At 33.5% G+C, this 26532-nt stretch carries 28 protein-coding genes; 15 read left to right on the top strand and 13 right to left on the bottom strand.

The genetic code is table 11. The features are described from left to right. Window positions 1-43: 43 nt before the first annotated feature. Both DMB71_RS17315 and DMB71_RS17320 read right to left on the bottom strand, forming a co-directional pair. Window positions 44-949, bottom strand: a complete 906-nt coding sequence (locus tag DMB71_RS17315) for an NAD(P)/FAD-dependent oxidoreductase (protein ID WP_111368209.1) — start codon at window positions 947-949, stop codon at window positions 44-46. A gap of 10 nt (window positions 950-959) precedes the next feature. After that, a complete protein-coding gene (locus DMB71_RS17320; RefSeq protein WP_111368211.1) occupies window positions 960-1313 on the bottom strand; it encodes a MerC domain-containing protein in 354 nt (117 codons plus the stop codon). 93 nt (window positions 1314-1406) lie between these two features. On the opposite strand from DMB71_RS17320, the gene DMB71_RS17325 reads away from it, so the two are divergent. The 3 genes from DMB71_RS17325 (at window position 1407) to DMB71_RS17335 (ending at window position 4474) form a co-directional block, all read left to right on the top strand. After that, a complete protein-coding gene (locus tag DMB71_RS17325) occupies window positions 1407-1799 on the top strand; it encodes a Fur family transcriptional regulator (RefSeq protein ID WP_008465649.1) in 393 nt (130 codons plus the stop codon). 74 nt (window positions 1800-1873) lie between these two features. Next, window positions 1874-3742, top strand: coding sequence for an Nramp family divalent metal transporter (locus DMB71_RS17330; protein WP_111368213.1), 1869 nt, complete (start codon window positions 1874-1876; stop codon window positions 3740-3742). 78 nt (window positions 3743-3820) lie between these two features. Beyond that, complete coding sequence (locus DMB71_RS17335; protein ID WP_111368214.1) at window positions 3821-4474, top strand: metal-dependent transcriptional regulator; 654 nt, start codon at window positions 3821-3823, stop codon at window positions 4472-4474. Between the two features lie 26 nt (window positions 4475-4500). On the opposite strand, the gene DMB71_RS17340 is transcribed toward DMB71_RS17335, so the two are convergent. From DMB71_RS17340 to DMB71_RS17380, 9 genes are all read right to left on the bottom strand, one after another. After that, window positions 4501-4953: a hypothetical protein gene (locus tag DMB71_RS17340; protein WP_162614841.1), complete on the bottom strand. Its 453-nt coding sequence runs from the start codon at window positions 4951-4953 to the stop codon at window positions 4501-4503. Between the two features lie 19 nt (window positions 4954-4972). Further along, the gene (locus DMB71_RS17345) at window positions 4973-6211 is read right to left on the bottom strand and encodes a hypothetical protein (protein ID WP_162614842.1); all 1239 of its coding nucleotides are present in this window, start codon (window positions 6209-6211) and stop codon (window positions 4973-4975) included. Window positions 6212-6365: 154 nt separating this feature from the next. Continuing rightward, window positions 6366-6764 carry a hypothetical protein gene (locus DMB71_RS17350; RefSeq protein WP_111368218.1) on the bottom strand — a complete coding sequence of 133 codons (399 nt, stop codon included), beginning with the start codon at window positions 6762-6764 and terminating at the stop codon, window positions 6366-6368. Between the two features lie 233 nt (window positions 6765-6997). Further along, complete coding sequence (locus DMB71_RS17355) at window positions 6998-7780, bottom strand: enoyl-CoA hydratase/isomerase family protein (protein WP_111368220.1); 783 nt, start codon at window positions 7778-7780, stop codon at window positions 6998-7000. 11 nt (window positions 7781-7791) lie between these two features. Further along, entirely contained in the window at window positions 7792-9207 is a 1416-nt protein-coding gene (locus tag DMB71_RS17360) for a sensor histidine kinase (RefSeq protein ID WP_111368222.1), read from the bottom strand. Between the two features lie 142 nt (window positions 9208-9349). Beyond that, a complete protein-coding gene (locus DMB71_RS17365) occupies window positions 9350-9898 on the bottom strand; it encodes a CopD family protein (RefSeq protein ID WP_111368223.1) in 549 nt (182 codons plus the stop codon). Then, complete coding sequence (locus DMB71_RS17370; protein WP_111368225.1) at window positions 9898-10470, bottom strand: hypothetical protein; 573 nt, start codon at window positions 10468-10470, stop codon at window positions 9898-9900. Before DMB71_RS17370 ends, DMB71_RS17365 begins: the two co-directional genes overlap by 1 nt. 7 nt (window positions 10471-10477) lie before the next feature. Continuing rightward, window positions 10478-11491, bottom strand: coding sequence for a ferrochelatase (hemH, locus tag DMB71_RS17375; RefSeq protein ID WP_111368227.1), 1014 nt, complete (start codon window positions 11489-11491; stop codon window positions 10478-10480). Between the two features lie 234 nt (window positions 11492-11725). After that, the gene (locus tag DMB71_RS17380; RefSeq protein WP_111368228.1) at window positions 11726-12601 is read right to left on the bottom strand and encodes an AraC family transcriptional regulator; all 876 of its coding nucleotides are present in this window, start codon (window positions 12599-12601) and stop codon (window positions 11726-11728) included. A gap of 227 nt (window positions 12602-12828) precedes the next feature. Between DMB71_RS17380 and hemA the strand changes: the two genes are divergently transcribed. The 10 genes from hemA (at window position 12829) to DMB71_RS17435 (ending at window position 22260) form a co-directional block, all read left to right on the top strand. Beyond that, window positions 12829-14079: a glutamyl-tRNA reductase gene (gene hemA / locus DMB71_RS17385; protein ID WP_111368230.1), complete on the top strand. Its 1251-nt coding sequence runs from the start codon at window positions 12829-12831 to the stop codon at window positions 14077-14079. Between the two features lie 90 nt (window positions 14080-14169). Further along, window positions 14170-15093, top strand: coding sequence for a hydroxymethylbilane synthase (hemC, locus tag DMB71_RS17390; RefSeq protein ID WP_111368231.1), 924 nt, complete (start codon window positions 14170-14172; stop codon window positions 15091-15093). Further along, window positions 15093-15758, top strand: coding sequence for a uroporphyrinogen-III synthase (locus DMB71_RS17395; RefSeq protein WP_111368233.1), 666 nt, complete (start codon window positions 15093-15095; stop codon window positions 15756-15758). The genes hemC and DMB71_RS17395 overlap by 1 nt, the downstream gene beginning before the upstream one ends. Before the next feature lie 106 nt (window positions 15759-15864). Next, a complete protein-coding gene (gene hemE, locus DMB71_RS17400; protein WP_111368235.1) occupies window positions 15865-16890 on the top strand; it encodes a uroporphyrinogen decarboxylase in 1026 nt (341 codons plus the stop codon). A 771-nt stretch (window positions 16891-17661) separates the two neighbouring features. Next, a complete protein-coding gene (locus tag DMB71_RS17410) occupies window positions 17662-18039 on the top strand; it encodes a hypothetical protein (RefSeq protein ID WP_111368237.1) in 378 nt (125 codons plus the stop codon). A gap of 2 nt (window positions 18040-18041) precedes the next feature. Next, on the top strand, window positions 18042-18587 hold the full coding sequence (locus DMB71_RS17415; protein WP_111368239.1) for a GNAT family N-acetyltransferase: 546 nt from the start codon (window positions 18042-18044) through the stop codon (window positions 18585-18587). Next, window positions 18584-19489, top strand: coding sequence for an oxygen-dependent coproporphyrinogen oxidase (gene hemF / locus DMB71_RS17420; protein WP_111368240.1), 906 nt, complete (start codon window positions 18584-18586; stop codon window positions 19487-19489). Before DMB71_RS17415 ends, hemF begins: the two co-directional genes overlap by 4 nt. A gap of 303 nt (window positions 19490-19792) precedes the next feature. Further along, window positions 19793-20251, top strand: a complete 459-nt coding sequence (gene tnpA / locus DMB71_RS17425) for an IS200/IS605 family transposase (protein WP_111368242.1) — start codon at window positions 19793-19795, stop codon at window positions 20249-20251. 94 nt (window positions 20252-20345) lie between these two features. Next, window positions 20346-21281: a DUF4421 family protein gene (locus DMB71_RS17430; RefSeq protein ID WP_111368244.1), complete on the top strand. Its 936-nt coding sequence runs from the start codon at window positions 20346-20348 to the stop codon at window positions 21279-21281. A gap of 82 nt (window positions 21282-21363) precedes the next feature. Next, window positions 21364-22260 carry a fructose bisphosphate aldolase gene (locus tag DMB71_RS17435; protein WP_111368245.1) on the top strand — a complete coding sequence of 299 codons (897 nt, stop codon included), beginning with the start codon at window positions 21364-21366 and terminating at the stop codon, window positions 22258-22260. Between the two features lie 64 nt (window positions 22261-22324). Here the strand turns inward: DMB71_RS17435 and DMB71_RS17440 are convergent, their stop codons facing one another. Together DMB71_RS17440 and DMB71_RS17445 are read right to left on the bottom strand one after the other, a co-directional pair. After that, window positions 22325-24202 carry a hypothetical protein gene (locus tag DMB71_RS17440; protein ID WP_111368247.1) on the bottom strand — a complete coding sequence of 626 codons (1878 nt, stop codon included), beginning with the start codon at window positions 24200-24202 and terminating at the stop codon, window positions 22325-22327. 4 nt (window positions 24203-24206) lie between these two features. After that, the gene (locus DMB71_RS17445) at window positions 24207-24839 is read right to left on the bottom strand and encodes a hypothetical protein (protein ID WP_111368249.1); all 633 of its coding nucleotides are present in this window, start codon (window positions 24837-24839) and stop codon (window positions 24207-24209) included. A 264-nt stretch (window positions 24840-25103) separates the two neighbouring features. On the opposite strand from DMB71_RS17445, the gene hemB reads away from it, so the two are divergent. Both hemB and DMB71_RS17455 read left to right on the top strand, forming a co-directional pair. Continuing rightward, a complete protein-coding gene (hemB, locus tag DMB71_RS17450; protein WP_111368251.1) occupies window positions 25104-26099 on the top strand; it encodes a porphobilinogen synthase in 996 nt (331 codons plus the stop codon). A 1-nt stretch (window position 26100) separates the two neighbouring features. Further along, on the top strand, window positions 26101-26499 hold the full coding sequence (locus DMB71_RS17455; RefSeq protein ID WP_111368252.1) for a c-type cytochrome: 399 nt from the start codon (window positions 26101-26103) through the stop codon (window positions 26497-26499). The last annotated feature ends 33 nt before the right edge of the window (window positions 26500-26532 follow it).

Genomic DNA, 26532 nt, shown 5'->3' on the forward strand with positions numbered 1-26532 from the left:
ACTTGGCGGCTCTGCGACTTTGCGAGAGAATTTTACGAATGCATTAAAAATCTTCGTCAATAAGTTCTTTATTAATGACCGCTCCAGCGAACGAACCGGTCGAAACCGCAATCGCCACAGATCGCATTTGAGTTGTGCAATCTCCACTTGCAAAAATGCCAGGAATGTTTGTTTTCTGCATCGCATCTACTTTCACCAATCCTTGTTCACTAACATCACATCCCAAAGTTTCAGGGATTGGGCAATGCTGTTCAAAAGGCGGTTTGGCGTAAATCGCTTTTACTTCTACTTTTTCTGTATTTTTAAAAATGATATTTTTAATATACCCTTCATGATGCTCAAAAGACTCTATTTCTTCTTCTAGAATTAAAACACCATGATTTTTAAGCGTTTGTGTTTGTTCTGAAGTCAAGTCCGATTTTCCGTTTGTGCATAATCTCAAGTCTTTTGTCCAATTAGAAATTAGTTTTGCATACTCAAATCCCATTTCTCCGTTGGCGATAATTGCCGTCTTTTCATTTTTAACTTCATAACCATGACAATAGGGACAATGCAAAACCGAAATTCCCCAGCAAGCAGCAAAACCATCAATTTCTGGTAGTAAATCTTTAACTCCTGTTGCAAACAAAACTTTTCTCGAAGTAAAAAGAGCTCCCGATTCTGTCTCAATTTCGAAACCATTTTCTGTTTTAAGTGCTTTTACCGCAAGTCGGTTATAGAATTGAACCGTTTTATAAATGTCAACTTGCAATTTGGCTTTCGCCGAAATAACTGCTGGCTTTTCACCGTCTTGCGTAATGAAATTATGAGAATGTGGTGTCTGTCTATTGCAAGGCAAACCGCTGTCAATAACCAAAACCTGACGCAAAGAACGTCCCAAACTCATTGCGGCAGACAATCCGCTGTAGCTTCCGCCAATGATAATCACTTCAAAATGCTTCTGTTCCATCTTTCTATTTTTAATGATTTTGATTTCTATGTAATTTGTAATTGATTAAATGCCCAATGATCATTCCGATTCCTCCGAAATAAATCATATCTAAATGGATGTCTAATAAAAGTTCTACCAAAACACTAATCCAAATGAGTGTCATTGAAACAACTAAAATGGACGATACCAAAAGAGATGATTTTTTTATAATTTTGAGAATTGCAAATAAACCTATCGAAGCAAATAGTAAATCTATAATCGGATTGTGACTCAACCCTAAAGGCAGAATCGTTAAAAGAGGAAAAACCAAACAATGAACCAGACAAATGGTCGCGCTTGAAATTCCTAAAATATCGTAAAAGGATGTGCTTATTTTCTTCATTATGTGTACTTTTGCTTAATGCAATTTTGTTGCAAATATATACAATTTTATCAATTGCAACATTGTTGCGTTTAATTTTTAATTTCATAAAAAATGAAAACTACACGTAATACAGCAGCAAAGACAGCTGTTTTAGAGGTATTTGAGAAATCTAAAACGGCTCTTTCGCACACCGAAATTCACAAACAATTAAATGATTTGTGCGATCGCGTTACCATCTATAGAATTTTGGATCGCTTGATTAATGAAGATGTGATTCATAAGATTTCAAATCTAGACGGAACGGTAAAATATGCCAAATGCAATCATTCGCATCAGCGCGTGCATATTCATAACCATGCGCATTTTAGCTGCGAGAATTGTCATGAGATTACGTGCCTTGAAAATGTAAAACCTAGTTACATTATGCCACACAATTATAAAGTGAACGAGATTAACTTTACACTTTCAGGATTGTGTCCGAATTGTTTAAATTCTAACATTTAACTTTTAGACTCGTCTAAAAATATTGTTTCGCGAATGTAATTTTTCTCTATATTTGTGAAAACAATACTTTTACAATGACCAAATCTTTAGAAGAAGTCCACGAATCGGTTTCTACAGAAAATAAAAAAAAAGGTTTTAGAAAAATTTTAGCCTTCTTAGGGCCCGCTTATTTAGTAAGTGTCGGTTATATGGATCCAGGAAACTGGGCAACCGATATTGCTGGCGGAAGCCAATTCGGATACACTTTAGTTTGGGTTTTATTAATGAGTAATTTAATGGCTTTGCTTTTGCAGAGTTTAAGTGCTCGCCTCGGAATTGTAACACAGCGCGATCTGGCACAAGCTTCGAGAGAAACTTATTCGAAATACATCAACTACATTTTATATTTTCTTGCCGAAATTGCGATTGCGGCCTGTGATCTAGCAGAAGTTCTCGGAATGGCGATTGGAATTAATCTTCTTTTCGGGATTCCGTTGCTCGAAGCAGTTCTAATTACCGTTTTAGACACCTTTTTATTGCTTTTCCTGATCAATAAAGGAATTCGCAAGATGGAAGCCTTCATTATTGCTTTAGTTGCCATAATTGGCTTTTCCTTCATTTTCGAAATGATTTTTGCAGAACCAGAAGTGCACAAAGTTTTAGCTGGGCTTATTCCTTCGATTCCAAACTCTGCAGCTTTATATATTGCAATTGGAATTATCGGAGCAACTGTAATGCCACACAATTTGTATTTGCATTCGTCTTTAGTGCAAACACGAAAATTTGATAGAACTCCAGCGGGAATCAAACAAGCATTAAAATACAATTTGATCGATTCTACAATTGCTCTAAATCTTGCTTTCTTCGTAAATGCTGCGATTCTTATTCTTGCCGCCGCGACTTTTCATAAAAACGGAATGTTTGAAGTGGCCGAAATTCAAGATGCGCATCAATTTCTCGAACCATTATTAGGAACCAAATGGGCGCCAATATTATTTGCAGTCGCCTTGATCGCCGCAGGACAAAGTTCAACGGTAACAGGAACACTTGCTGGACAAATTGTAATGGAAGGTTATCTGCATTTCAGAATTCAACCTTGGGTTCGAAGAATTATAACGCGTTTAATTGCTATTATTCCTGCCGTAATCGTGATTTTAATTTATGGCGAAAGCGTAACAGGAAAGCTTTTAATTCTAAGTCAGGTCATTTTGAGTTTACAGCTCGGATTTGCCATAATTCCGTTGATTCACTTTGTTAGTGATAAATCTAAAATGAAAGGTTTTCATATTTCGAGAACTACGCAAATTGTTTCTTGGATTATTGCCTCTATTATAGTTTCACTAAATGCCAAATTGGTTTATGACGAAATCACTTCTTGGTTAGCAAATTCAGATCATCCGATGGTTCTTTGGCTTACGGTTGTTCCACTTGCCTTCGGATTCTTGGCTTTATTGTTATACATCGTTTTTAAACCATTTATCGCCAAATTCAAATCAAAAGCTATAAATCATTCGCCTCATAATCTAAAATTGAAGTTTTCACCTAGAGAAAGTAAGAGCATTAAAAACATTGCTGTCTCTGTAGATTTCTCAAATGCAGATGAAGCGGCTTTGAACAAAGCCTTTGAATTGGGTGGCATTGAAACAGAATATACTCTAATTCACATTGTAGAAACGGTCGGAGCCTTAATGTACGGAGTTAATATACAAGATTACGAAACCACAATAGATGAGAAATTATTGCTGAAGTACAAAGATATGCTTTCGGAAAAAGGATTCAGGATCAAAACAGAACTTGGTTTTGGAAAACCAGACAAAGTAATTCCGAAAATTATAAACGAAGGAAATTTTGATATTCTCGTTATGGGAACCCACGGCCACACTGGACTAAAAGATATTCTTTTCGGTACAACAGTAGATAAATTGAGACATAAAATTTCGATACCTTTGTTGATTGTTAAATAAAAGGGGCAAAGGCTCAGAGGAACAAAGGAACAAAGCCTTTGCAACTTTGAACCTTTGTAACTTTGAACCTCAAAAAAAATGACTTTTTCAGAAGAAAACTACCTTAAATCAATCTATCATCTGACTGCTGCATCAGAAACAGAAGTCAGTACAAATGCAATTGCAGAAATTATGGAAACGAAAGCTTCCTCTGTAACTGATATGCTTAAAAAGCTGGCAGAAAAAGATTTGGTCAATTATAAAAAATATCAAGGAGTTTCTTTGACTGAAAACGGAAAACTGGCTGCGAAAATGATTGTGCGAAAACATCGTCTTTGGGAAGTATTTCTAGTTGAAAAACTAAACTTTAGCTGGGATGAAGTTCATGATATTGCAGAACAGTTAGAACATATCAAATCGGAACAATTAATTAACCGATTGGATGATTTTCTAGGAAATCCGACCGAAGATCCGCACGGCGATCCTATTCCAGATGCAAACGGACGAATTATTAAAATCGAAAAACAGCTTTTATCGGAGTTAGAAGAAAATCAAACAGGTGTTTGTGTCGGTGTAAAAGATACTTCATCTGAGTTTTTGAAATATCTCGATAAACAAGGAATTGCCTTGGGTTCTAAAATTGAATTCCTTTCTAAAGAGTCTTTCGATTTATCGGTTAAAATCAAAGTGAATGATAGAGAATTATCAATTTCAAATAAAATTGCTTCTAATTTGTTTGTGAAGTTGGTTTAGACCGTTTTTAATGTTTCAAAGAATTATTATATTTTTTTAAGTCTTTTATATAAAACATCTTCCAAATCAATAGTTTTTAGACCAACTAAATTTAAACATATTTTCTTTTTATTTTTTGTCTCTAAACACAGATTAAAAACTTGAATATAAGCATCTTCAACTTCTTTAAATTCAACTTTTCGAGTAATAAAAACATTCGTAATAATAATTGATTTATCAGTTATTATTACCTTTTTTCTAAAAGAAGCTATCAACATTATAAGCGCAAGCAAATTGATTCCAATTAGGCCTATTAGAAGTAAATAAAACAAATAATCGAGCGGCGGCCAAGATTTTTGCATTTCACTCATAATAGTATTTGCAGGAACTGGTACAACTGGAATTAATAAAATTCCAGTGCAAACTATAAGAAGCGGTAAAGAAAAAAGCAAGCCAAATATCTTGAAACCTATATGTGTTCTATAAACTTTTGTACTCATAAATACTTTTGCAGATACATTATCTACCATAACCAACAACCACCCAAGGAATATCAAATCTCCCTTTAAATTGATATACTAAAACACTGTTACCTGCCTCAACGTTTTCGTACAATTCTCTATCAACAGATACTTTTTCAATTTCTGTTTTATTTCCCCATGGAGATATTTTCAGGTCGTATGACTTAGTTTTTCTGCCGCCGTTTATTTCTTTGCTTATAACATGCGAATCAAATAATAATGGTTCAGATTCGTCAAATGTGCAGTTTAAAGCTACGACCGCGCTATACCCATAAATGAATCCGAAAACAACATAACTCAATATTGAAAAATAACCTTTAGCATTATTAAACGACATTTGTTTACTACATGAAATTACAATAGCTGCATAAACTAAAGCGATCAAAATTGCAGGAATCCAAATATTAGAATAATCATCAATCGAAAAATCCAACATTACTCTTAGTGTAAGGATTACTCCCGGAAATACTATAGGAAAAGCTACCATTGGATATGCACTCTCTTTTTCAGAATCAATTTTAATTAAACCCTTCCAAAACTTTACTGATAAAATACCAATAATTGGGAGAGAAATACAAGTTATTATAGCATAATGATATGGTTTTGGGTAGAAAAACAACCAAACGCAAACAATACTAGTTATACTATTTACTACTTTCGCAAACAAGCGGGCTTTTTTTAATTTATCCTCTCTTTCTTCAATTGTAAAACCGAAATCGTTATTAGTTAAAATTTCTTTGTGTTCTTTTTCTCTTTTTTCTAACATTGCTTTTAGCTCTTCTGCATTCAAATCAACAATTTTAGATCTTAACACGCTCTTCAATTCTTCTGAATTTTCAAATAAATTGCTAAGTGTAATATTTTTTTTTGTTGAATCTAAAGGGGCAATACCAATATGTTCCATAGGAATTTTTGGATTTTTAAAAATATTAAAACATTTGATTTCAATAAATTTCAATTCTTTTTTTCCAAACAAAGTGATTGAAATTATAGATTCTTCAGTAATAATTACTTTTCTTTTCTTTATAGAAATTATGGACACAATCATTAAAACAATCATCACTAAGAACAATGCTGGCAACCAAAGTCCAGGCATTGAGTCTTGCATTTCTTTAATTGTTTTATTAAAAGGCGGAATTATTAAGGCAATCAAAAATCCTCCATATATAAATATTACTAATGATGCCAAAACATACATTAATATCCTTAACCCTTTTTTTACTCTATATTCTTTCATTTTAAGAAGCATTAAATTTTTTGCAAAATTATTGCTCCTTTTTATCATCAGACACCTGTAAAAGACTTATAATTAACAAAAAAAGACAAAAAAAAACCGTAAAAACTATTTAGCTTTTACGGGTTTGGTTTTTTATTTAATTAAGTGGAATACTTTAAACAATCCCCTTCTCAATCATTTCCAGCATTACTGGAGAGGCATTTTTAAACGTTGGTGCTTGTTCGATTATACTTCCAGCGTTCTTTTTATTTACTTTGAAAGTCACATCGTCATCTGTTGTAAACAAAAGAGCGGTCAAGAAAGGTTTTTTGATGTGTGAACCCAATATCAGTAAAGCTTCATCTAAAGAATGAATGCTTTCTATTTCTTCTGTTTTATATCTAAAAGTTAACGAAATTGAAAACGTATTATCTTCATTCAGAACCAATCTGAAATACACATTTTTAAGCTCTGTATCACCCATCGTTTTGGCCAAAGTCAGTTTTGCGAAATTTCCGTTTTGGATGCTTTCTTTAACTCGTTCACAAAAAAGGGCAAATATTGGTTCGTACATTTTTTTTAAGGTGCTAAGGTTCTGAGATGCTATCGCGATAGCTATCGGACTAAGTTTTTACAATCTTTGTCTATTATTTAACCGCAAAGGTCGCAAAGATTTACACAAAGAACACAAGAATTGAGCAAAAAAAAATCAGCCACAGATTATAGAGATTAACACAGATTTCCATAAATCCTTTTAATCCAAATAATCTGTGGCTAAAAATTAATATTTTTTGCGGTTAAGAAAAATTATTTTCCTGTAAATTCTGCTTTACGTTTTTCTAAGAAAGCCGTTGTTCCTTCTTTGAAGTCTTGAGTTCCGAAACATTCTCCGAATGATTTTATTTCGGTATCAAAGCCATTTTTGCCGTCTTTAAAATTAGCATTGATGGCTTTTATCGCTTTTCCAATAGCAAATGGCGCATTTTTAATGATTTTCTGAGCAATCACGTTTGTAAATGACAAAAGCTCTTCTTGAGGCACCACATGATTTACCAAACCGTACTCTTTTGCTTGTTCGGCAGTAATCATTGCAGCAGTCATGATCAATTCCATTGCGCGTCCTTTTCCAATTAATTGCGGTAAACGCTGTGTTCCTCCATATCCTGGAATTAATCCTAAAGTGACTTCTGGAAGTCCCATTTTTGCATTATCAGAAGCAATTCTAAAATGACAGGCCATTGCCAATTCTAATCCGCCACCAAGAGCAAAACCATTTACGGCAGCAATTACTGGTTTTTTAAGATTATCAATAAAATCAAATAAAGATTCCTGTCCTTCGGCTGCCAATTGCGCGCCTTCAACAGTTGTATAATTTGCAAACTCCGAAATATCTGCTCCAGCTACAAAAGCTTTTTCTCCACTTCCAGTTAAAACAACAACACGAACATCATCATTTTTCGCCAATGATTGAATGGCATTACTCAGATCACTGATTGTTGCTTTGTTTAAGGCATTCAATTTGGTTGGTCTGTTAATGGTAATTGTCGCAACTTTTTCTTCGATTGAAACTAAGATATTTTCGTAATTCATGACGCTATATTTTATAAGTTTGTGATAGGGAGAGAAACTGTAAACGTAGTTCCTTTTCCGTAAGTTGATTCAAAGGTAATTGTTCCTTTGTAATTTTCGATAATGTTTTTAATAATTCCAAGTCCAAGTCCCATACCGCTGGTTTTGGTTGTGAATTTTGGCTCGAAAATCCTTCCTATATCTTGTTTTTGAATTCCGATTCCGTTGTCCTTTACTGCAATTTCAACATTATTATCTCTTCTTTTTACTGACACAACAATTGATTTTTGAAACTGGCTTTCTGGAATGGCTTGAGTCGCATTTTTAACCAAATTAGTAATAACACGAATCAATTGCGTACGATCCATTTTGGAAATGATTTCTTCTTCTTCTTTTTCGAAAGAAATATAATCTTCGTTGAAAATATCCAAAGCCAGTTCTACAACCTCAACAACATTTAGCGTTTCATTTTGCTGTGCTGGCATCGAAGCAAAGTTTGAAAATGCCGAAGCTACAGCCGTCATCGTATCGATCTGCTGAATTAAAGTTTCGGAGTAATCATTCATTTTTTGCTTCACGTCGGGAGCAGAAGGATCAAATTTTCTTTGGAAACTCTGAACGGTCAAACGCATCGGCGTAAGCGGATTTTTGATTTCGTGGGCAACTTGTTTCGCCATTTCGCGCCAAGCTTCTTCACGTTCGCTTTGTGCTAGCTTGATGGCACTTTTTTCGAGTTTATCCACCATTCCGTTATAAGCTGTAATCAAGAAATTAACCTCTTTACTATTCGCTTCCAAAACAATCTTTTCATTTTTCTGATCCAGATTGGTTTCTTCTAATCTTTCAGAAATCGTTTTTAGTGATTTTGTAATGTAGGTTGAAAGGAAATATGCTAACGCGAAAGCCACAATCAGCATAAAAGAATATACTTGACTTAAACGAATCAAGAAGGTATTCAATTCGTTATCATAATATCCATCGTCTTCTAAATACGGAAGATTAAGGATTCCAAGAGGTTTAAATTTTTCGTCTTTTATTAAGCTGTATGAAGATCGGTTCTTAACTCCATCTATCGTTTTAATATCTACAAAACGCTTTTCGATGGAAGAACGAACCAGTTTAAGAATATATTCTGGAATTGGAGGTGGTGCTTTATCAACAGCAAAAGACTCTTTAGAAGATTTGAGCAGTTTTCCATCTAAACTGTAGATATTGATTTCAATTTTGTGAATCTGAGCTAACTCATGAATTTTATCTTTAAAAATTAAATCTAAATTCTGAGTTTTTAATGGATACGTCGTAGTCGCTAGAACATAATTGATATGTTCTTTTACCGCATTTTCTTTTCGCTCTAAACGTTCCTGATGGTATTCTTTGGCCTCAGTCTTAAACTGAATAATCGAAATCGAAGCCAATAAAAAAGATGCCACAACAATCAATACAATCATCGACAGGAAAATCCTGGTACGAAGCGATAGCATTGACATTTTGAAGTTTAGCATTTTGTTTTTGTTTTGTTTGTTTCAGGTTTCAAGTTCCAGGTTATGTTGCGTTTGGCAACTTGAAACTTGAAACCTGAAACTAAAAAAACTATTTTCTCTCTCTAATTCTTTTGTAAAACCTGAATCCCAGCATTATTAAAACCGAGAATAAAATAATTCCGATTACGCCGAAAATCCAGTTGATGGCACTTTTTAAAACTACTAAAAAGACAACAGCAAACAAAATAATTGTTGCGCCTTCATTCCACAAACGCATGAAATTGTTAGAATATTTTACTTCATCGTTTTGCAATTGTTTAAAAATCTGATGGCATTTTCCGTGGTATAAATACAAAAGGAAAACGAAACATAATTTTACGTGCATCCAAGGCATTGTAATCCAAACATGACCTGCATCTGTAAAAAACAGCATCCAAAAAGCAAAAATACTTGCCAAAACTGCTGAAGGCCATGTAATAATGTACCACAACCGGTAGGCCATTATTTTGTATTGCACCTGCAGAATTTCTTTTTCTGGCGAAGGTTTTTCATTGGCTTCAATTTGGTACACAAACAAACGCACAATATAAAACAAACCCGCAAACCAAGTGATTACGAATATAAGATGAAGTGATTTGAGATAATTGTAGTATTCCATTATTTCTTAAATGTAGATTTTTTAAAAAGATCAATCATTTCTTTACCATCATCTTCATCTTCATAAACAATCGAATTTACAAAGATCTTATCATTAAAACCTCGAGAAAAAATCACTAGAGTTACTACTTTTTTCTCATCTTCAGTTATTTCTATTTTGGCTCTTCTAAATGGCAAACCCGAAATATTTTCAGTACTAACTGAATAATCTCCCATTTTACCTTTTGGATAAATTTTACCAATATCCTTTAAAAGAAGAAAATCCTTTAATTTCATATTTAGATCAAGCGCTCGAACATCACTTCCAAAAAAATCTTCGTAATTCACTGAAAAATAATTGGCTTCATCTTTTTTAAAAACAACAATCGAATGTTTCTTTTTAGCTAAAGTCGTATCTCCTTTAATATCGGCTTTCTGCTTTAAATCTACTTTTTCGTAATCATCTGGAACAGAAATTTGCCAATTGAATGTTTTATCGTAAAAATTATTGTCTGCAAGAGAATTGTTTTTTTTGCAACCTGAAAAAGCTACTAAAACAAGAAATAAAACGGAAATGCTTTTTAATTTATTCATCTAATATTTATTTAGTCCAATCATTAATCCAATTTGCCACTGTTTGGCACCATTCGTCGTCGTCATTCAAGCAAGGAATTGCCAAGAATTCTTCTCCTCCTTTTGCTTCGAAATCTTCTTTGGCACGCATTGCGATTTCCTCTAAAGTTTCTAAACAATCTGAAACGAAAGCAGGTGTTACAACTGCTAATTTTTTAATTCCTTTTGAAGGCATATTATCGATTTCAACATCAGTATAAGGTTCTAACCATTTATCACCTGCTAAACGAGATTGGAAAGTCAAACTGTATTTGTCTTCTGGAAGCCCTAATAATTTAACGACTTGTCTTGTTGTTTCATAACATTGGTGACGGTAACAGAATTCGTGTGCCGGAGATGGCGTGTTACAGCAAGAACCGTCAATTTTACAATGTGACTTTGTTATGTCAGTTTTACGGATATGACGTTCTGGAATTCCGTGATATGAAAACAATAAATGATCATATTCAAAACCAACTAAATGTTTTTGAATAGAATCTGCTAAATTTTTGATGTAATCTGGCTTGTTGTAAAATGCTGGAACATCGGTAAACTTCATGTGAGGAAATTTCTTCTTGCGGATTTCTTCTGCTTTAACTAAAATAGTCAAAGTCGAAGCCATTGCATATTGTGGATATAAAGGAAAAAGCAATACATCTGTCACTCCTTTATCGCTTAATTCTTGAAGTCCTTTTTCAATTGTCATGCTTCCATAACGCATTGCTAAAGAAACTGGAACGTTTACTAAAGGCTGAACTTTTTGCTGCATTCTTTCTGAAAGAACGACTAAAGGAGAACCTTCTTCCCACCAGATTTTCGCGTAAGCATGTGCCGATTCTTCCGGTCTTTTTCTTAAAATAATACCACGAACTAATAGTGCTCTTAATAAATATGGAACATCAATCACATATTTATCCATTAAAAATTCATCTAAATATGGTTTTACGTCTTTTGGAGTTGGACTTTCTGGAGAACCTAAGTTTACTAATAATACGCCTTTCATTATTGTTTTTTTTTGCTTTAGGCTTTAAGCTCTAGGCTTTAAGCTTTTTATTTGTTTTTAAAAATTTCGACAAAAGTAGAACTTGGAACTTTTTCGAAATATGATAATTATTACTTTTTAATTATTGTTGAATATTCAAAATTGATTTTAAACAATTCGAGAAATTTTTCACCAGATTTACACAGATTAACGCAGATTTATTTGATTAATTTGTGAATTCGTGGCGAAAAAAACTTAAACATTCGCATTAATCGACATTAAATATTTTTTTGGTGTTGTTCCGAATTTCTTTTTGAACGCGGCTATGAAATGACTACCTGTACTGTAGCCAATTTTCAATCCAACTTCATTTACATTATATGAACCGCTGTCTAAAAGTTTTCTAGCAAAATCCATTTTATAATCAAACAGAAAACCATAAACCGTATCGCCATAAATCTGTTTGAAACCCATTTTTAGCTTTTTCAAATTCAAACCGATTTCATCTGCTAGTTCTTGCAATCCTGGCGGTTCGGCCATATTGGCAATTACAATTTCTTTTGCCTTTCTGATTTTTAGAACGTTATCTTCGTCAATCAAAAACGGACATTGTTCCGCATTTGGATCTTCGGTTCTGTTGAAATACAAACTCAACAATTCGTATCCTTTCCCTTTATAATAAAGGTTTTTTATCGATGGATGAAGATTGTAATGAAACAGCTGACTCAAAACAATTGCCATTGACGGACTAATATTCCCTTCGTTATAGTACTTTTTATCTTTATTGTCAGGACTTAGAAAAGTAATATAATCGGCTTCGGCAGAAAATAACGCGTGAAATTTCTTGATAGAAACAATTACTGAAATCGCCCACGAGTTTGGAGCCAGCTCTAAATTTAGCGGCAATTCTTTTTGTGGATTGTATAAAAGCAATGATTTTTCTTCTTTCAATTCTAAAGCGTAATTGCCTTGATTGAATAAAAATTTTGCGTTTCCTTTTATCCCGAAGTGAAACTGTATCAGGCCAGTACCTATTATTTCGTGCTGTGCATAGAAAGGTTCAGAACCATCATTTTGAAAACGAATCAGCGTAAAGTCGTCTTCAATTTTTATAACTTCTTGAGAACTCATAGCGATATTTTTTTGAAACGAAAATCAAAACAAACTCAAAATGCTATTTAGAACGACTCTAAACTAATCACTTCAAATGAGTTGATTTTGCTACAAAAGTAGTCCTTTTTACTCAAAAACACCTATTTAGGTTCAAAAAAACATACAGCGACATAAAAAGTACTTTTAGCGTTATTTTTATCGATGGTATAGTAATAATTTTGTTGCACTTTTATGAAAGTGAATTTATGGAAAACAATAACGTACCGAAACACCTTTATTTTTACTCAGTTGGTCTGAGTTATAAAAAAGCTGATGCTGAGGTTAGAGGTCAATTTAGTTTGGATGCTGTTGCAAAGACGCGATTGCTGGAACAAGCTAAAAACGAGGGAATCGAAAGTTTAATAGTTACTTCAACTTGCAACAGAACCGAGATTTATGGTTTTGCAGAACACCCTTTTCAATTAATCAAATTGATTTGCGACAACAGCAATGGTTCTGTTGATGCTTTTCAAAAAGTTGGTTTCGTTTACAAAAATCAAGAAGCAATCAATCACTTATTTCGCGTAGGAACTGGTTTAGATAGTCAGATTCTGGGCGATTTTGAAATTATATCCCAAATCAAAACTTCATTCATTCATTCAAAATCTTTAGGTTTAGCGAATGCTTTCATGGAAAGATTAGTGAATGCGGTTATACAGGCGAGCAAAAGAATTAAAAACGAAACTGAGATTAGCTCTGGTGCGACTTCGGTTTCTTTTGCATCGGTGCAATACATTCTTAAAAATGTAGAAGACATAAGCAATAAAAACATTTTGCTTTTTGGAACTGGAAAAATTGGAAGAAATACGTGTGAGAATTTAGTAAAACATACTAAAAACGAGCATATCACTTTGATCAACCGTACTAAAGATAAAGCCGAGAAGTTAGCAGGAAAATTAAATTTGATTGTTAAAGATTACTCTGAATTACATTTAGAACTTCAAAAAGCCGATGTTGTAGTTGTTGCAACAGGCGCACAGAATCCAACGGTTGACAAAGCGATTCTGAATCTGAAAAAACCTTTATTGATTCTGGATTTATCGATTCCAAAGAACGTTCATGAGAATGTCGAGGAATTAGAAGGAGTAACGTTGATCCACATGGATTATTTGTCTCAGTTGACAGATGAAACTCTAGAAAACAGAAAATTACACATTCCGGCTGCTGAAGCGATCATCGAAGAAATTAAAGACGAATTTATTACCTGGATGAAAGGCAGAAAATTTGCGCCAACGATTAATGCTTTAAAAGAAAAACTGAATGCGATCAAAGCTTCGGAATTAGATTTTCAAAGTAAAAAAATTGCCGATTTTAATGAAGAACAAGCTGAAATCATCAGCAACCGAATCATTCAGAAAATCACTACTCATTTTGCAAATCATTTAAAAGACGACGATACCATGGTCGATGAAAGCATCGAATGGATCGAAAAAGTCTTCAAAATAAAAGCATCTTAATTTTAGTTTTACCATTAAGACATTAAGAAAGTTAAGTTTTTAAATCTTAATTCACTTAATGTCTTAATGGTAAAATTTTAATACAAAACCATGGCAGAAAAAACAATCAGAATAGGAACGCGCGACAGCGAATTAGCACTTTGGCAAGCACACACTGTAGAAAAAAAACTAAACGATTTGGGTTACAAAACTTCAATTGTTGCGGTAAAATCTCAAGGTGACATTATTCTGGATAAACCTCTTTACGAATTAGGAATCACAGGAATCTTCACCAAAACGCTAGACATTGCCATGATCAATGGCAATATTGATATTGCTGTGCATTCTATGAAAGATGTTCCAACGGCTTTACCAAAAGGTATCGTTCAAGGTGCGGTTTTGCCAAGAGCCAATGTTCTAGATATTTTAGTCCATAAAGGAAATCCTGATTTTACAAATCCAAGCACTATTGCGACCGGAAGTCTTAGACGTCAGGCGCAATGGTTTAACAAATATCCAAATCACACGGTTGTAGATTTACGCGGAAACGTAAATACTCGTATGCAAAAACTACAAGATAATAATTGGGACGGAGCTGTTTTTGCAGCTGCAGGTTTGGAACGAATCAACTTAAAACCAGAAAATTTCATCAATTTAGATTGGATGATTCCTGCTCCGGCACAAGGAGCAATGTTGGTTGTGGCAATGGAGAACGACAATTATACTTTGGATGCGCTTTCTCAGTTAAATGATATCGAAACTGAAATCTGTACTTACATAGAACGTCAGTTTTTGAGAACGCTTGAAGGTGGATGTACTGCCCCAATTGGAGCTTTAGTAACGTATAATGAAGATGAGGACACACTACATTTTCAAGGTGTTTTACTTTCTATTGATGGAAAACAAAAACTAGAAATCAATAAAACCGTTGATATTTCGGAATGGAAAAAACTAGGTTTTAACTGTGCTCAGGAAATCTTGAATAATGGAGGAACGGAATTAATGAAGCAGATTAAAGAAACTCTGAAAAAATAATGGCAAACCCAGTTCAAATAGTATCTACAAAAATATTATCTCCTCTTCATAAACAAGAGCTAATGAAATATGGCGTTGAATTAATTGAAGCCGATTTTATTAAAACCGAAAATAAACCTTTCGAATTAAAAGACCTCAACGAAAGTCTAATTTTTACAAGTCAGAATGCTGTTCATAGTGTTTTATCTCATCCTAATTCAGAGCAGTTAAAGAAAAAAAATGTGTATTGCGTTGGACTTAAAACCAAAACGCTTTTAAGTGATAATGGCTTTAATGTAGTAGCTTACACGGGTTACGCTGCAGATTTGGCTGAAATTATCACTTTGATTTATGGCAATGAAAGCTATACTTTTTTCAGCGGCAATTTAAGACGAGACACTTTGCCAGAAGCTTTAAAAGAAAACGGAATTAAATTCAATGAAATTCAGGTTTACGAAACTACGCTTCAACCTCAGAAAATAAAAGCAAACCCAGAAGCGATTTTGTTTTTTAGTCCGTCTGGAGTAAAAAGTTATCTGAAACATAATACGATCAATAAACAAATCTGCTTTTGCATTGGTGACACCACCGCAGAAGCTTTGTCAAAAATCACAAAGAATATCATCGTCGCAGATCAGCCCACAATTGAAGATGTGATTGAAGATGTAATTCACGAATATAAATAATCTTTACAGTGCCCTGCAAGGTTTTCAAAACCTTGCAGGTTTAAATATAAATCAACAAACAATACCTACAAGGTTTTGAAAACCTTGCAGGAAAAACAAATAAGAGATGTTAAAAAACGACCTATTTTTAAGAGCATTAAAAGGAGAAACAGTTCAACGTCCACCAGTATGGATGATGCGTCAAGCAGGAAGATATTTACCAGAATTTAGAGAACTTCGTGATAAATATGACTTTTTTACGCGTTGCGAAACTCCAGAATTAGCTGCTGAAATTACAGTGCAGCCAATTCGTCGAATTGCTCCAGATGCTGCAATTTTATTTTCTGATATTTTGGTAGTGCCTCGCGCAATGGGAATTCACGTGGAATTGAAAGATAATTTAGGTCCGATTATTCCAAATCCAATCCGTACAATGGAACAAGTAAATCAAGTTTTTGTTCCAGATGTAAATGAAACTTTAGGTTACGTTTTTGACGCTGTGAAATTGACTAAAGAAATGCTGAACGATGAAGTACCTTTAATTGGTTTCGCAGGTTCACCTTGGACAATTTTCTGCTACGCTGTTGAAGGAAAAGGCTCTAAAAGCTTTGATACAGCAAAAGGATTCTGTTTTTCAAATCCAGTTGCGGCGCATACCTTATTGCAAAAAATCACCGATACCACTATTTTATACTTAAAAGAAAAAGTAAAATCGGGAGTAAATGCCGTTCAGATTTTTGATTCTTGGGGAGGAATGCTTTCTCCTGTTGATTATCAAGAATTTTCATGGAAATACATCAACCAAATTGTTGATGCTTTAGCTGAAATTACTCCAGTTATTGTTTTCGGAAAAGGATGCTGGTTTGCTCTTGGTGAAATGGGGAAAAGTAAAGCTTCTGCTCTTGGAGTTGACTGGACTTGCACAGCAAGAAACGCTCGTTATTTGTCTGGTGGAAACATTACTTTACAAGGAAACTTTGATCCTTCAAGGTTGCTTTCTCCAATTCCGACTATCAAGAAAATGGTTCAGGAAATGATCGATGAGTTCGGAAAAGATAAATATATCGTAAATTTAGGTCACGGAATTTTACCAAATATCCCTGTAGATCACGCAAAAGCGTTTATTGACGCTGTGAAGGAATACGGAAATTAATTAGTTGATGGTTTTAAGTTGACTTCCTGCAAGGTTTCCAAAACCTTGTAGGTTTAAAAGTTGTTTTTATATTCGCAGTAAAAACTTACAAAAAATATAAGGCAAATTAAAAATGAAGCTTGAAATATTACAAAAAGATTGTTATTATCATATTTATAATCGCGGAATTAACGAAACAAACATTTTTGAAAATTATGCTAATAAGCTCTATTTCTTAAAGCAATTAGCAAAATATTTGGAGGATAAAATATCCACATTTGCTTATTGTCTAATGAATAATCACTTTCATTTAGTTATTCAATTGAACGTTGAAGAAAAAGAAGTTCACAAGCATTTTCAAATTTATTTAATTCTTACGCGAAAGCATTCAATAAACAGACCAATAGAACAGGAAGTTTATTTGAAAAACATTTTAAAAGAATAAAGTTAAAAGATGAAAATTATCTAAAACGACTTATTCTTTACGTTCATTTAAATCCGAAACATCATTTCGATTTAGACTTTAAAGGTTTTAGATTTTCATCTTATCAAGCCTTTTTATCAAGTCGAGAAACAAAAATAGAACGAGATGAAGTTCTAACTCTATTTGGAGATTTAGAAAATTTCGTTTTTTGCCATAATCAAAAGAATGAGTTTTTAAATGAAACTTACACTTTTGAATAATTTCAACTTCTCCTGCAAGGTTTTCAAACCTTGTAGGTTTATATAAAGTATTTAAGTTTAATAACAAATACCTACAAGGTTTTGAAAACCTTGCAGGAGATCAAAAAAATGCTCAACAAAGGTTTACGAGACGAAGAAAAAATAAGAATTGATAACGTTCTCAAAACGTTACGAACTCTTGTCTTTGTACCTTATCCATTGAATGCTTCACAAGAAACAGACATAGAAAATCAATTAAAAGAATTCGCATTAAGCATTGAAACACTAATCGATTATTCGAACAAAGAATTAATCACGTTATTAATGCGTCTTCATTTTGATTGGGAGCAATTAGAGCAATTTGCCGATATTTTGATGGAACTTTCAAAAGACGAAAATTACAATTTTAAGGAAAAAGCTTTAGCAGTTTATCAATATATTCAAGCTGAAAGCAAGGTTTTTTCTTTTGGAATTAATACTAAAATTAATTCCCTAAAAAACAAATAAAGATGAGTTTTACAGATTGGAAAACAGAAACCATTAATACGATTGTTCCTCAAGATTTTTTTAATCTTATCGAAAAGAATAAAAATCATATTAAACAAACTTTTCCGCTTACATTATCTTATTGTGAAAATTCAGAAAAGACGAAACAATTTATTGCTTTCAATAAGGACAAGGAAAAGAATAAGGAAGGATATTTTTTCTTTGCGCGAGACTCAAATACCCAAGATTTAATGGGTTATCTATGCGTAAAAACCATCGATTATCGAATTTCTAAATGTGAATTAGGATATTTTATCGATGAAGATTATCAAGGAAAAGGAATTACCACAAAAATGGTTTCTGATGCACTTGATTTTTGTTTCAACGAATTAATGATGAACAAAGTTTTTATTTGCACATCTGAAATCAATTTGGCAAGTCAGCGAATTGCATTGAAACACAATTTTAAACAAGAAGGAATTTTAAGAGATGAGTTTAGAAATGGTGATGGCGCTTTGCAAAATACCGTTTACTTCGGACTTCTTAAATCAGAATACATAAAATCATGAAAGACAAATTTTACGCATACATACAAAATTTACAAGACCAGATTTGTGCTGGATTAGAAGCTGTTGACGGAACTGCAAAATTCCGTGAAGACTTATGGAAACGTCCTGAAGGCGGTGGTGGGAGAACTCGCGTTATTGAAAACGGAAATGTTTTTGAAAAAGGTGGTGTAAATATTTCAGCTGTTCACGGAAAACTTCCAGAAACGATGCAAAAAATGTTTGGCGTTGGCGAAGCTGATTTCTTCGCCTGCGGATTAAGTTTGGTAATTCACCCGAAAAGCCCGATGGTTCCTACTGTGCACGCCAATTGGCGATATTTCGAAATGTACGATGAAAAAGGAAATGTGATCGAACAATGGTTTGGTGGCGGACAAGATTTAACACCTTATTATTTGTTTGAAGAAGATGCAATTCACTTTCATCAGACTTGTAAGACAGCTTGCGACAAACACAATTCAGAATTTTATCCGAAATATAAAAAACAATGCGATTCGTATTTCTGGAACGCACATAGAAATGAAGCGCGCGGACTTGGCGGTTTGTTCTTTGATTATTGCAAAGCAAATGAATCGATGTCAATGGAAAACTGGTACGATTTTGTAACCGAAGTTGGCAATAGTTTCCTTGAAGCTTATGTACCAATTGTAGAAAAAAGAAAAAATCTTCCTTATACTCAAGAACAAAGAAACTGGCAAGAAATCCGTCGTGGACGTTATGTTGAGTTTAATCTTGTTCATGATAAAGGCACTTTATTCGGCTTAAAAACGAATGGAAGAATTGAAAGTATTTTGATGAGTTTGCCTCCGCACGTGCAATGGGTTTACGATCATCATCCAGAAGCAGGAAGCGAAGAAGAAAAATTGATCAATGTATTGACAAATCCGCGTGAGTGGATTTCGTAGTCTAAAAATTTATTTAATTTGATAATTATTATGTCGCCCCTCTGGGGCTTCTTTTTTTTTGTCGATTCACTTCTATAAATATTTTGCTCCGCTGGAGCATTTTTTTATATACGACTAGTTCCTGCAAAATTCTAGACTATTAATAAAGAAGCTTCGGAGAAGCGAAATATTTATAGAACATTTTACATCCTCTAACACAAAGCCCCAGAGGGGCGACATATTTGCTTTAAACAAAAAAGAAATATTTATCCTACAATTAGGTTTATTGTTTAGATTTACTTTTTAATATTTTTAATTAGACATATGGCAAACACAGACTCTCAATTATATGTCCAAATCATTTTTGCTGTAAAAGGAAGACAGAACCTAATTTCGAAAAAATGGAAAGATGAAATTTATAAATACATTACAGGAATTATTACCAATCAGAAACAAAAACTGATTGCAATAAACAGAATGCCAGATCATATTCATATCTTAGTTGGAATAAAACCAAATGTTTCATTATCAGATTTGGTGCGAGATATTAAATCAAGCTCTTCCAAATTCATAAATGAACAAAAATGGATTAATGGAAAATTCGAATGGCAAACTGGTTTTGGTGCTTTCTCGTATGGTCATTCACAATTGGCAAATGTTATAAAGTACATTGAAAATCAAGAAGAACATCATAAAACCAAAACATTCAAAGAAGAATATATTGTGTTTCTAAAATTATTCAATATTGATTTTAAAAATGAATATATTTTTGATGACGTTTAATTTTTTATGTCGCTCCGCTGGAGCTTCAAATCTTATTCGATTATTATAATTGCAATAAATATTCTGCTTCTCCGAAGCATTTCTAAAATACCACATGATCTTGAAACTAATTTACGCCATATTCTTCATCAACATTTTTGGGTGTTTTGCCCAAAATGATTCCTTGCAAAATCCGTATTTTAAATCATACAATGATAAAATTACTGCTAGCGTTTATTATCTAGATACTTCCAATAGTTTTCAAATTGCTTCAGGTCAAGATTCGAAAACGTATGTGAATCTAATTCCAAATCGAAGAGAACAGATTGGTTTTACTTTAAATTATAAAATCATTGATATTACAATTGGTTTTGCTCCCAAATTTCTAAGTCAGAATAAAGGCGATTCTCATTCAAAAAACTTCAATTTCAATACGCGTTTTTACTATAAAAAATGGATGCAGTCTTTCACTTTTATCAATCAAAAAGGATTTTATATTAGTGATGATAACATTACGGCTCAGTTGCCTCACATGCGTACCACAAAAATTGGCGGATCCACTTCTTATGTTTTCAATGATAAATTCTCTTTTAGAACATTGGTAAGCCAAAACGAATGGCAGACTAAAAGTTCTGGAAGTTTCATTCCGTCGTTCTCTTTTTATTATACAAACTTAGACTTAAACACTCCCGATTCGTCTCCTGGAGATTTGTATGTCTTAACGCTTGCTCCCTCCTATTTTTACAATTTCGTAATCAGTGATCGGGTTTTAATTGGTGCAGGACTTGCTTTGGGTGGCGGACTTAATATTATTGATAAAGAAACCTCAGCTTTATACCAAGCCGACTTCAATTTAAAACTAGCTTATAACAAAGACCGATTTTTTGGTTTTGCCAGCATCAACACAGTAGCTTTTGCGCAAGACGATAAAGTCGATCCACGATTGAATGATAATATTTCTACTGTAAAATTGTCTATTGGTTACCGATTTGATCCTCCGAAAAAAGTAAAAGAAGTTTATGACAAGGTCAATGAAAAAATTGGACTTTGAGAAATCTTAATCTGAAATAAACTGAAAGCCCAACAAAAATGCTTAAATTACAGAGATTTACGAAAAACTAAAATTCATTATTATGGGAAATAGGAATACAGAACAATTAAATCTCATGCATTCTGGAAAAGGATTTATCGCTGCACTTGACCAAAGCGGTGGCAGCACACCAAAAGCATTATCGCAATATGGCGTTGAAGAAAATCAATATACAAATGACGAAGAAATGTACACTCTTGTACATGAAATGAGAACTAGAATTATTAAAAGTCCTGCTTTTGATAGCCAATATATTCTCGGTGCTATTTTGTTTGAAAATACAATGGATCGTAAAATCGATGGACAATGGACAGCCGATTATTTATGGGATAAAAAACATATTATTCCTTTTCTGAAAGTAGATAAAGGGCTAGCAGATCTTGCAAATGGCGTACAATTAATGAAACCCATTTCTGGTTTGGACGAATTACTAGATCGCGCTGTAGAACGAAATATCTTTGGAACTAAAATGCGTTCTGTCATTAAAGAAGCCAATACCGAAGGAATACGCGATGTTGTTAGTCAGCAATTTGAAATAGGAAAACAAATTTTTAGTAAAGGTTTAATTCCAATTATAGAACCTGAAGTAGATATTTACAGTGCTGATAAAGAAAAATCGGAACAGATTCTGAAAGAAGAAATCCAAAAACAGCTTCATTTATTGGATAAAGATGTAAAAGTAATGCTAAAACTTTCGATTCCGACCGTAAACGATTTTTACAGCGATCTTATTTCAGATCCGCACGTGGTTCGTGTTGTAGCGCTTTCTGGCGGCTATTCTCGCGAAGAAGCAAATCAAAAACTCTCACAAAACCACGGATTAATTGCCAGTTTTTCTAGAGCATTGTCTGAAGGACTTTACGCTGGCCAATCTGATGAAGAATTTAATGCTGAATTAAAAGAAACCATCAAAGGTATTTATCAGGCTTCAATCACTTAATAAAATACAATTTAGAACATAAAAAAATCCCTGAAACATTCTTGCATCAGGGATTTTTTTTCTATTATTTAGAAGTCATTTCATCGGCTAAATCTAATGTCTGCAAAATGATGTTTTTATCAGACTTAAAAGAGTTTAGTTTAAAAACGAATTTCAATTTGTTGTCAATTAGTTTTTTAGGAGATTCTATCGATATATCTGAAAACTGAGATGAAATTTTAGTCATTCGATCCAATTCTGAATCTTTTGCTTTTTTACCAAATGTTTTCACAGTTTGCGCAATATCCAATTTTCCAGAAATGTAATTTTTACTCAAATCTTTCTTCGCACCTTTAGCAAAAGAACCATTTCCTGCTCCAAAATACGCTTTTGTATTGGCAACAATTACTACGTCTTTTTCTTTCATAATAAAAATATCGCCATATTCTTTCGTACCTGCAATCATATATGAATTCCCATTTGGAATCAGCATTTTTTTGCGAACCCCCAATTGCAATAATTTATCTCCAAAAGTTGGATGCGTAGAAGTAAAAATCACAGAAAACAGCGGAATATCTTTTTTCACTTTCTCCTCCGTTATTTTTTCTTCATAATTCTCGTCATAATCATACTTTTTGGTCATTACCTCAACTTCTTTTGTATCGTATAAAAAAGCGCTTAAATCGCCGTCAAAAAGCTTTGCTGTTGCTTCTTCATCAACAATTGTAGAAATCAGATCTGTAATTAGTGTAATATCTTCCTTCGCAAATTTCGGATTCTGAAATAATTCTGACATTAATGACGGAAAGTTTTCAAGTGCCGCTTTTGTATTGGCATGATACGAAATATAGCCTAAAGGTTTTTCAGTGGGGAAATAATTAAAAATGTTTTTGTTGATTTTTCTATCGCTGATTTTGCTTACAACGGCAGCAATCTCTGGAGCATATTCAACCACTTCCTCAATTCGGGAATTATCATTATCAAAATAGAAATCCAAATTGATGCCTTTTACAAAATTTCCAAAGTTCTTCTGAAAGGGCAGGTATTTATCATAACCGCCAAATAAAGCCATAGGATAATTGTACAATGAATAGAAACTAGACATGAATCCACCATAATTTACCCAAGACGAAATATCTGCCGACATATTTATTTTTGAAAAACTTGGCGCTGTAAAACCATTTTCAAATAAGCCTTTTATAATTTCTCTTTGCTGTTCAGCCAGTTTTTTATCAAACTCTGCTTGTTCAGCTGTATATTCTTCATAAGGATTTCCATCGTACAGATAATCTTGTTCCGTCGTCTCTGCTAATCCGGCTGGTACATCAGCCACCATAGGTTCATCACGCATTACAGATGGTTCTGCTATTTTTGGCGGATTTGGCGCTTCTTGAATGTCATATCCTTTCGGTACTTCTATAGTTACTGTTTCTTCATACGTATCAGTAGTTATAATCGTATCATTTAAAACAGGAGGTCCTTCTGGAGAAGCGTAAAACTTAGCAGGAAGCCTTTTTGTTAATTCAAATATGATCAAATAATTATCATTCCATACAAATGACCTCTTTAAACCGCTTGGTGTAAAAACAGCATATTTTCCGAATTCTTCAATTGTACCATTCTTATCATTTGCTCCTTGTTTTTCAATCAGATATTGTCTTACTGCTTCCTTGTTTTTTATTGGAATGGTAACCTGATAAAACGGAACGCTATCTAAGAAATTTCCATGAATTGTAATTTTTTGATCCAATTGAATGATCGATGTATATTGGCGAAGATCAAAATCAGGTTTTTTGCTGGTGTATTTCGTAATAATCGAATGATTCAGCACTTCATCTATGCTGACTTTTTTAGAAAGCTGATTTCCGTTAAACTGTACAAAATAATCGTATTTGTCTGGACTCGTTTGTCCAAAAGTAAAATACGTGGCAAATAGAAAAATTAGAGTGTAAAAATGCTTCATAAAATCAAGGCGTTAATTGGATGGTATTATTCATTAAAGTCGATTTCTTAAAAACACTGTACATACTTTGTTTTAAAAAAACGGTCTTTTTGTTTTTGGAAATTTTGCTGTTTGCATTGTCTACAGCTACAATATCTTTATCGAAAGTATAAATAGAAATAATGCTGGCTTCTTCGAGATCTTTCTTTTTCTTCGGGTCGTTTACTACTTTTTCGGGAACGGGATACGAAGCAATTCTTTCGAAAGTTTTGCCGCTTCCGCTAAAGTGAATCTGATCGCGCTGATTGTTGATTGTATTGACAACAGCATTTAACGCTTTTAGGTTTGTATAATTGAGTTTGATAATGAAAACATAATTATCAAAATCTGTTTTGGTTGTTACATTCGAAATCCCGTCGATTTTTACAGCTTTCGCCTTAAAATCTTCCAATTTCTGTGTAATTTCTTGTTCGTTCGGAATTTTTACGCCATCGACTTCTTCTAGCCAAATGGCAGATTTGGTTTTGAACCAAGATTTAGAAAAATCAATCATCAGTGTATATTCACCACTTTGATCGTCGTGATGTTTGATTCTTTCTGTAATCTCAAAACAACTTGTTAAGAGTAAACAGCAAAATAAAGCGAGAATTTTCTTCATTTTACAAATTTAGATGGAATATTCTGAAAAACCATGCTTTAGTTCAAACAATATAAATCAAAATTTTTAGATAATATTAACGGATTCTACAACAAGCTAAAGGCCTTATTCTGTTCCTTTTTCTTTAACTTTGCGCCACTCATTAAAAAGTGAGACAAACTTCAAAAAAATAAAAAACAACTTCAATTTTAGAATAAGGGTTTATCAATCTGTTTTCAAATTCAGATTAAAATCTGAAATCTAAAATCTAAAATCTAAATTTATATGTTCCCATTACAAAGAGGCAGAAGATTAAGAGTAAATGAATCGATTCGTTCTTTAGTACGTGAAACCAGTTTAAGTCCATCGGATTTTATGTTTCCAATGTTTATTGCTGAAGGAGAAAATGTAAAAGTCGAAATTCCGTCAATGCCTGGAATTTTCAGAAGATCTATAGATTTAACAGTTGAAGAAGTAAAAGAACTTTATGATTTAGGGATTCGCGCCGTAAATATTTATGTAAAAGTTAGCGAAAACCTAAAAGATAATACTGGTAAAGAGGCTTGGAATCCTAACGGATTAATGCAACAAGCCATTCGTGCCATAAAAGCGGCTTGTCCAGAAATGATCGTTATGCCAGATGTGGCTTTGGACCCATATTCTATTTACGGTCATGATGGCATTATAACAAATGGCGATGTAGAAAACGACAGCACAGTTGATGCTTTAGTAAAAATGGCTGTTTCTCACGCAGAAGCTGGTGCCGATTTTGTTGCACCAAGCGATATGATGGACGGACGTGTTTTACGCCTTCGCGAAGGTTTAGATGCTGCCGGATTTCAGAATGTTGGAATTATGAGTTATTCTGCTAAATATGCTTCTGCTTTTTATGGTCCGTTTAGAGATGCTTTAGATTCTGCTCCAAGAGAAGCTGATGTTGTGGTTCCAAAAGACAAAAAAACATATCAAATGGATTACGCCAACCGTATTGAAGCAATCAAAGAAGCGTTGTCTGATGTTGAAGAAGGTGCAGATATGGTTATGGTAAAACCTGGAATTGCTTATTTGGATATTGTTCGCGAAATAAAAAATACAGTACATGTTCCTGTAACCGTTTATCAGGTTTCTGGAGAATATGCCATGATTAAAGCGGCATCGGAAAGAGGATGGTTGGATCACGATAAAATTATGATGGAACAATTAATGTGCATCAAACGTTCGGGCGCTAATCTTATTTCGACTTATTTTGCTAAAGAAGCAGCAATACTTTTAAAGAAGTAACATGAAAAAGATTTTATTTTTATCTGCAGTTTTAGCCTTTGCTTCTTGCAAAAAAGATACTTCTGAGCCAGCAAATACAGCAACTGAATCGGTTGCTGAAGGAGAATCGGCGAAAGCCAAAAGTCCAGAGGAATTAGGAAAACAAATATTTGAAAGCACAGGAAATTGTTACGCATGTCATCAGCCGGATCAAAAAGTGGTTGGACCGAGCATTAAAGAAATTGCCAAAACGTACAAAGACAAAAATGGTAATATCGTTACTTTCTTAAAAGGAAACGCAGAACCAATTGTTGATCCGAGTCAGTTTGAGGTTATGAAAACCAATTTTGCCATAACAAAGACCATGTCTGATGAGGAATTAAAAGCAATTGAAGCTTACATTTACAGTAATTTAAAATAATTGCAAGATGTTCCATAGGAACATCTTTTATTC

Origin of the sequence: Flavobacterium tistrianum (assembly GCF_003254545.1) — a bacterium.
Classification (GTDB): domain Bacteria; phylum Bacteroidota; class Bacteroidia; order Flavobacteriales; family Flavobacteriaceae; genus Flavobacterium; species Flavobacterium tistrianum.

Excerpts from the sequence above, each read along its gene's own strand:
- DMB71_RS17315 (WP_111368209.1), bottom strand. The coding sequence starts at position 949 with ATGGAACAGAAGCATTTTGAAGTGATTATCATTGGCGGAAGCTACAGC.
- DMB71_RS17320 (WP_111368211.1), bottom strand. The coding sequence starts at position 1,313 with ATGAAGAAAATAAGCACATCCTTTTACGATATTTTAGGAATTTCAAGC.
- DMB71_RS17325 (WP_008465649.1), top strand. The coding sequence starts at position 1,407 with ATGAAAACTACACGTAATACAGCAGCAAAGACAGCTGTTTTAGAGGTA.
- DMB71_RS17330 (WP_111368213.1), top strand. The coding sequence starts at position 1,874 with ATGACCAAATCTTTAGAAGAAGTCCACGAATCGGTTTCTACAGAAAAT.
- DMB71_RS17335 (WP_111368214.1), top strand. The coding sequence starts at position 3,821 with ATGACTTTTTCAGAAGAAAACTACCTTAAATCAATCTATCATCTGACT.
- DMB71_RS17340 (WP_162614841.1), bottom strand. The coding sequence starts at position 4,953 with ATGAGTACAAAAGTTTATAGAACACATATAGGTTTCAAGATATTTGGC.
- DMB71_RS17345 (WP_162614842.1), bottom strand. The coding sequence starts at position 6,211 with ATGAAAGAATATAGAGTAAAAAAAGGGTTAAGGATATTAATGTATGTT.
- DMB71_RS17350 (WP_111368218.1), bottom strand. The coding sequence starts at position 6,764 with ATGTACGAACCAATATTTGCCCTTTTTTGTGAACGAGTTAAAGAAAGC.
- DMB71_RS17355 (WP_111368220.1), bottom strand. The coding sequence starts at position 7,780 with ATGAATTACGAAAATATCTTAGTTTCAATCGAAGAAAAAGTTGCGACA.
- DMB71_RS17360 (WP_111368222.1), bottom strand. The coding sequence starts at position 9,207 with ATGATTGTATTGATTGTTGTGGCATCTTTTTTATTGGCTTCGATTTCG.
- DMB71_RS17365 (WP_111368223.1), bottom strand. The coding sequence starts at position 9,898 with ATGGAATACTACAATTATCTCAAATCACTTCATCTTATATTCGTAATC.
- DMB71_RS17370 (WP_111368225.1), bottom strand. The coding sequence starts at position 10,470 with ATGAATAAATTAAAAAGCATTTCCGTTTTATTTCTTGTTTTAGTAGCT.
- hemH (WP_111368227.1), bottom strand. The coding sequence starts at position 11,491 with ATGAAAGGCGTATTATTAGTAAACTTAGGTTCTCCAGAAAGTCCAACT.
- DMB71_RS17380 (WP_111368228.1), bottom strand. The coding sequence starts at position 12,601 with ATGAGTTCTCAAGAAGTTATAAAAATTGAAGACGACTTTACGCTGATT.
- hemA (WP_111368230.1), top strand. The coding sequence starts at position 12,829 with ATGGAAAACAATAACGTACCGAAACACCTTTATTTTTACTCAGTTGGT.
- hemC (WP_111368231.1), top strand. The coding sequence starts at position 14,170 with ATGGCAGAAAAAACAATCAGAATAGGAACGCGCGACAGCGAATTAGCA.
- DMB71_RS17395 (WP_111368233.1), top strand. The coding sequence starts at position 15,093 with ATGGCAAACCCAGTTCAAATAGTATCTACAAAAATATTATCTCCTCTT.
- hemE (WP_111368235.1), top strand. The coding sequence starts at position 15,865 with ATGTTAAAAAACGACCTATTTTTAAGAGCATTAAAAGGAGAAACAGTT.
- DMB71_RS17410 (WP_111368237.1), top strand. The coding sequence starts at position 17,662 with ATGCTCAACAAAGGTTTACGAGACGAAGAAAAAATAAGAATTGATAAC.
- DMB71_RS17415 (WP_111368239.1), top strand. The coding sequence starts at position 18,042 with ATGAGTTTTACAGATTGGAAAACAGAAACCATTAATACGATTGTTCCT.
- hemF (WP_111368240.1), top strand. The coding sequence starts at position 18,584 with ATGAAAGACAAATTTTACGCATACATACAAAATTTACAAGACCAGATT.
- tnpA (WP_111368242.1), top strand. The coding sequence starts at position 19,793 with ATGGCAAACACAGACTCTCAATTATATGTCCAAATCATTTTTGCTGTA.
- DMB71_RS17430 (WP_111368244.1), top strand. The coding sequence starts at position 20,346 with ATGATCTTGAAACTAATTTACGCCATATTCTTCATCAACATTTTTGGG.
- DMB71_RS17435 (WP_111368245.1), top strand. The coding sequence starts at position 21,364 with ATGGGAAATAGGAATACAGAACAATTAAATCTCATGCATTCTGGAAAA.
- DMB71_RS17440 (WP_111368247.1), bottom strand. The coding sequence starts at position 24,202 with ATGAAGCATTTTTACACTCTAATTTTTCTATTTGCCACGTATTTTACT.
- DMB71_RS17445 (WP_111368249.1), bottom strand. The coding sequence starts at position 24,839 with ATGAAGAAAATTCTCGCTTTATTTTGCTGTTTACTCTTAACAAGTTGT.
- hemB (WP_111368251.1), top strand. The coding sequence starts at position 25,104 with ATGTTCCCATTACAAAGAGGCAGAAGATTAAGAGTAAATGAATCGATT.
- DMB71_RS17455 (WP_111368252.1), top strand. The coding sequence starts at position 26,101 with ATGAAAAAGATTTTATTTTTATCTGCAGTTTTAGCCTTTGCTTCTTGC.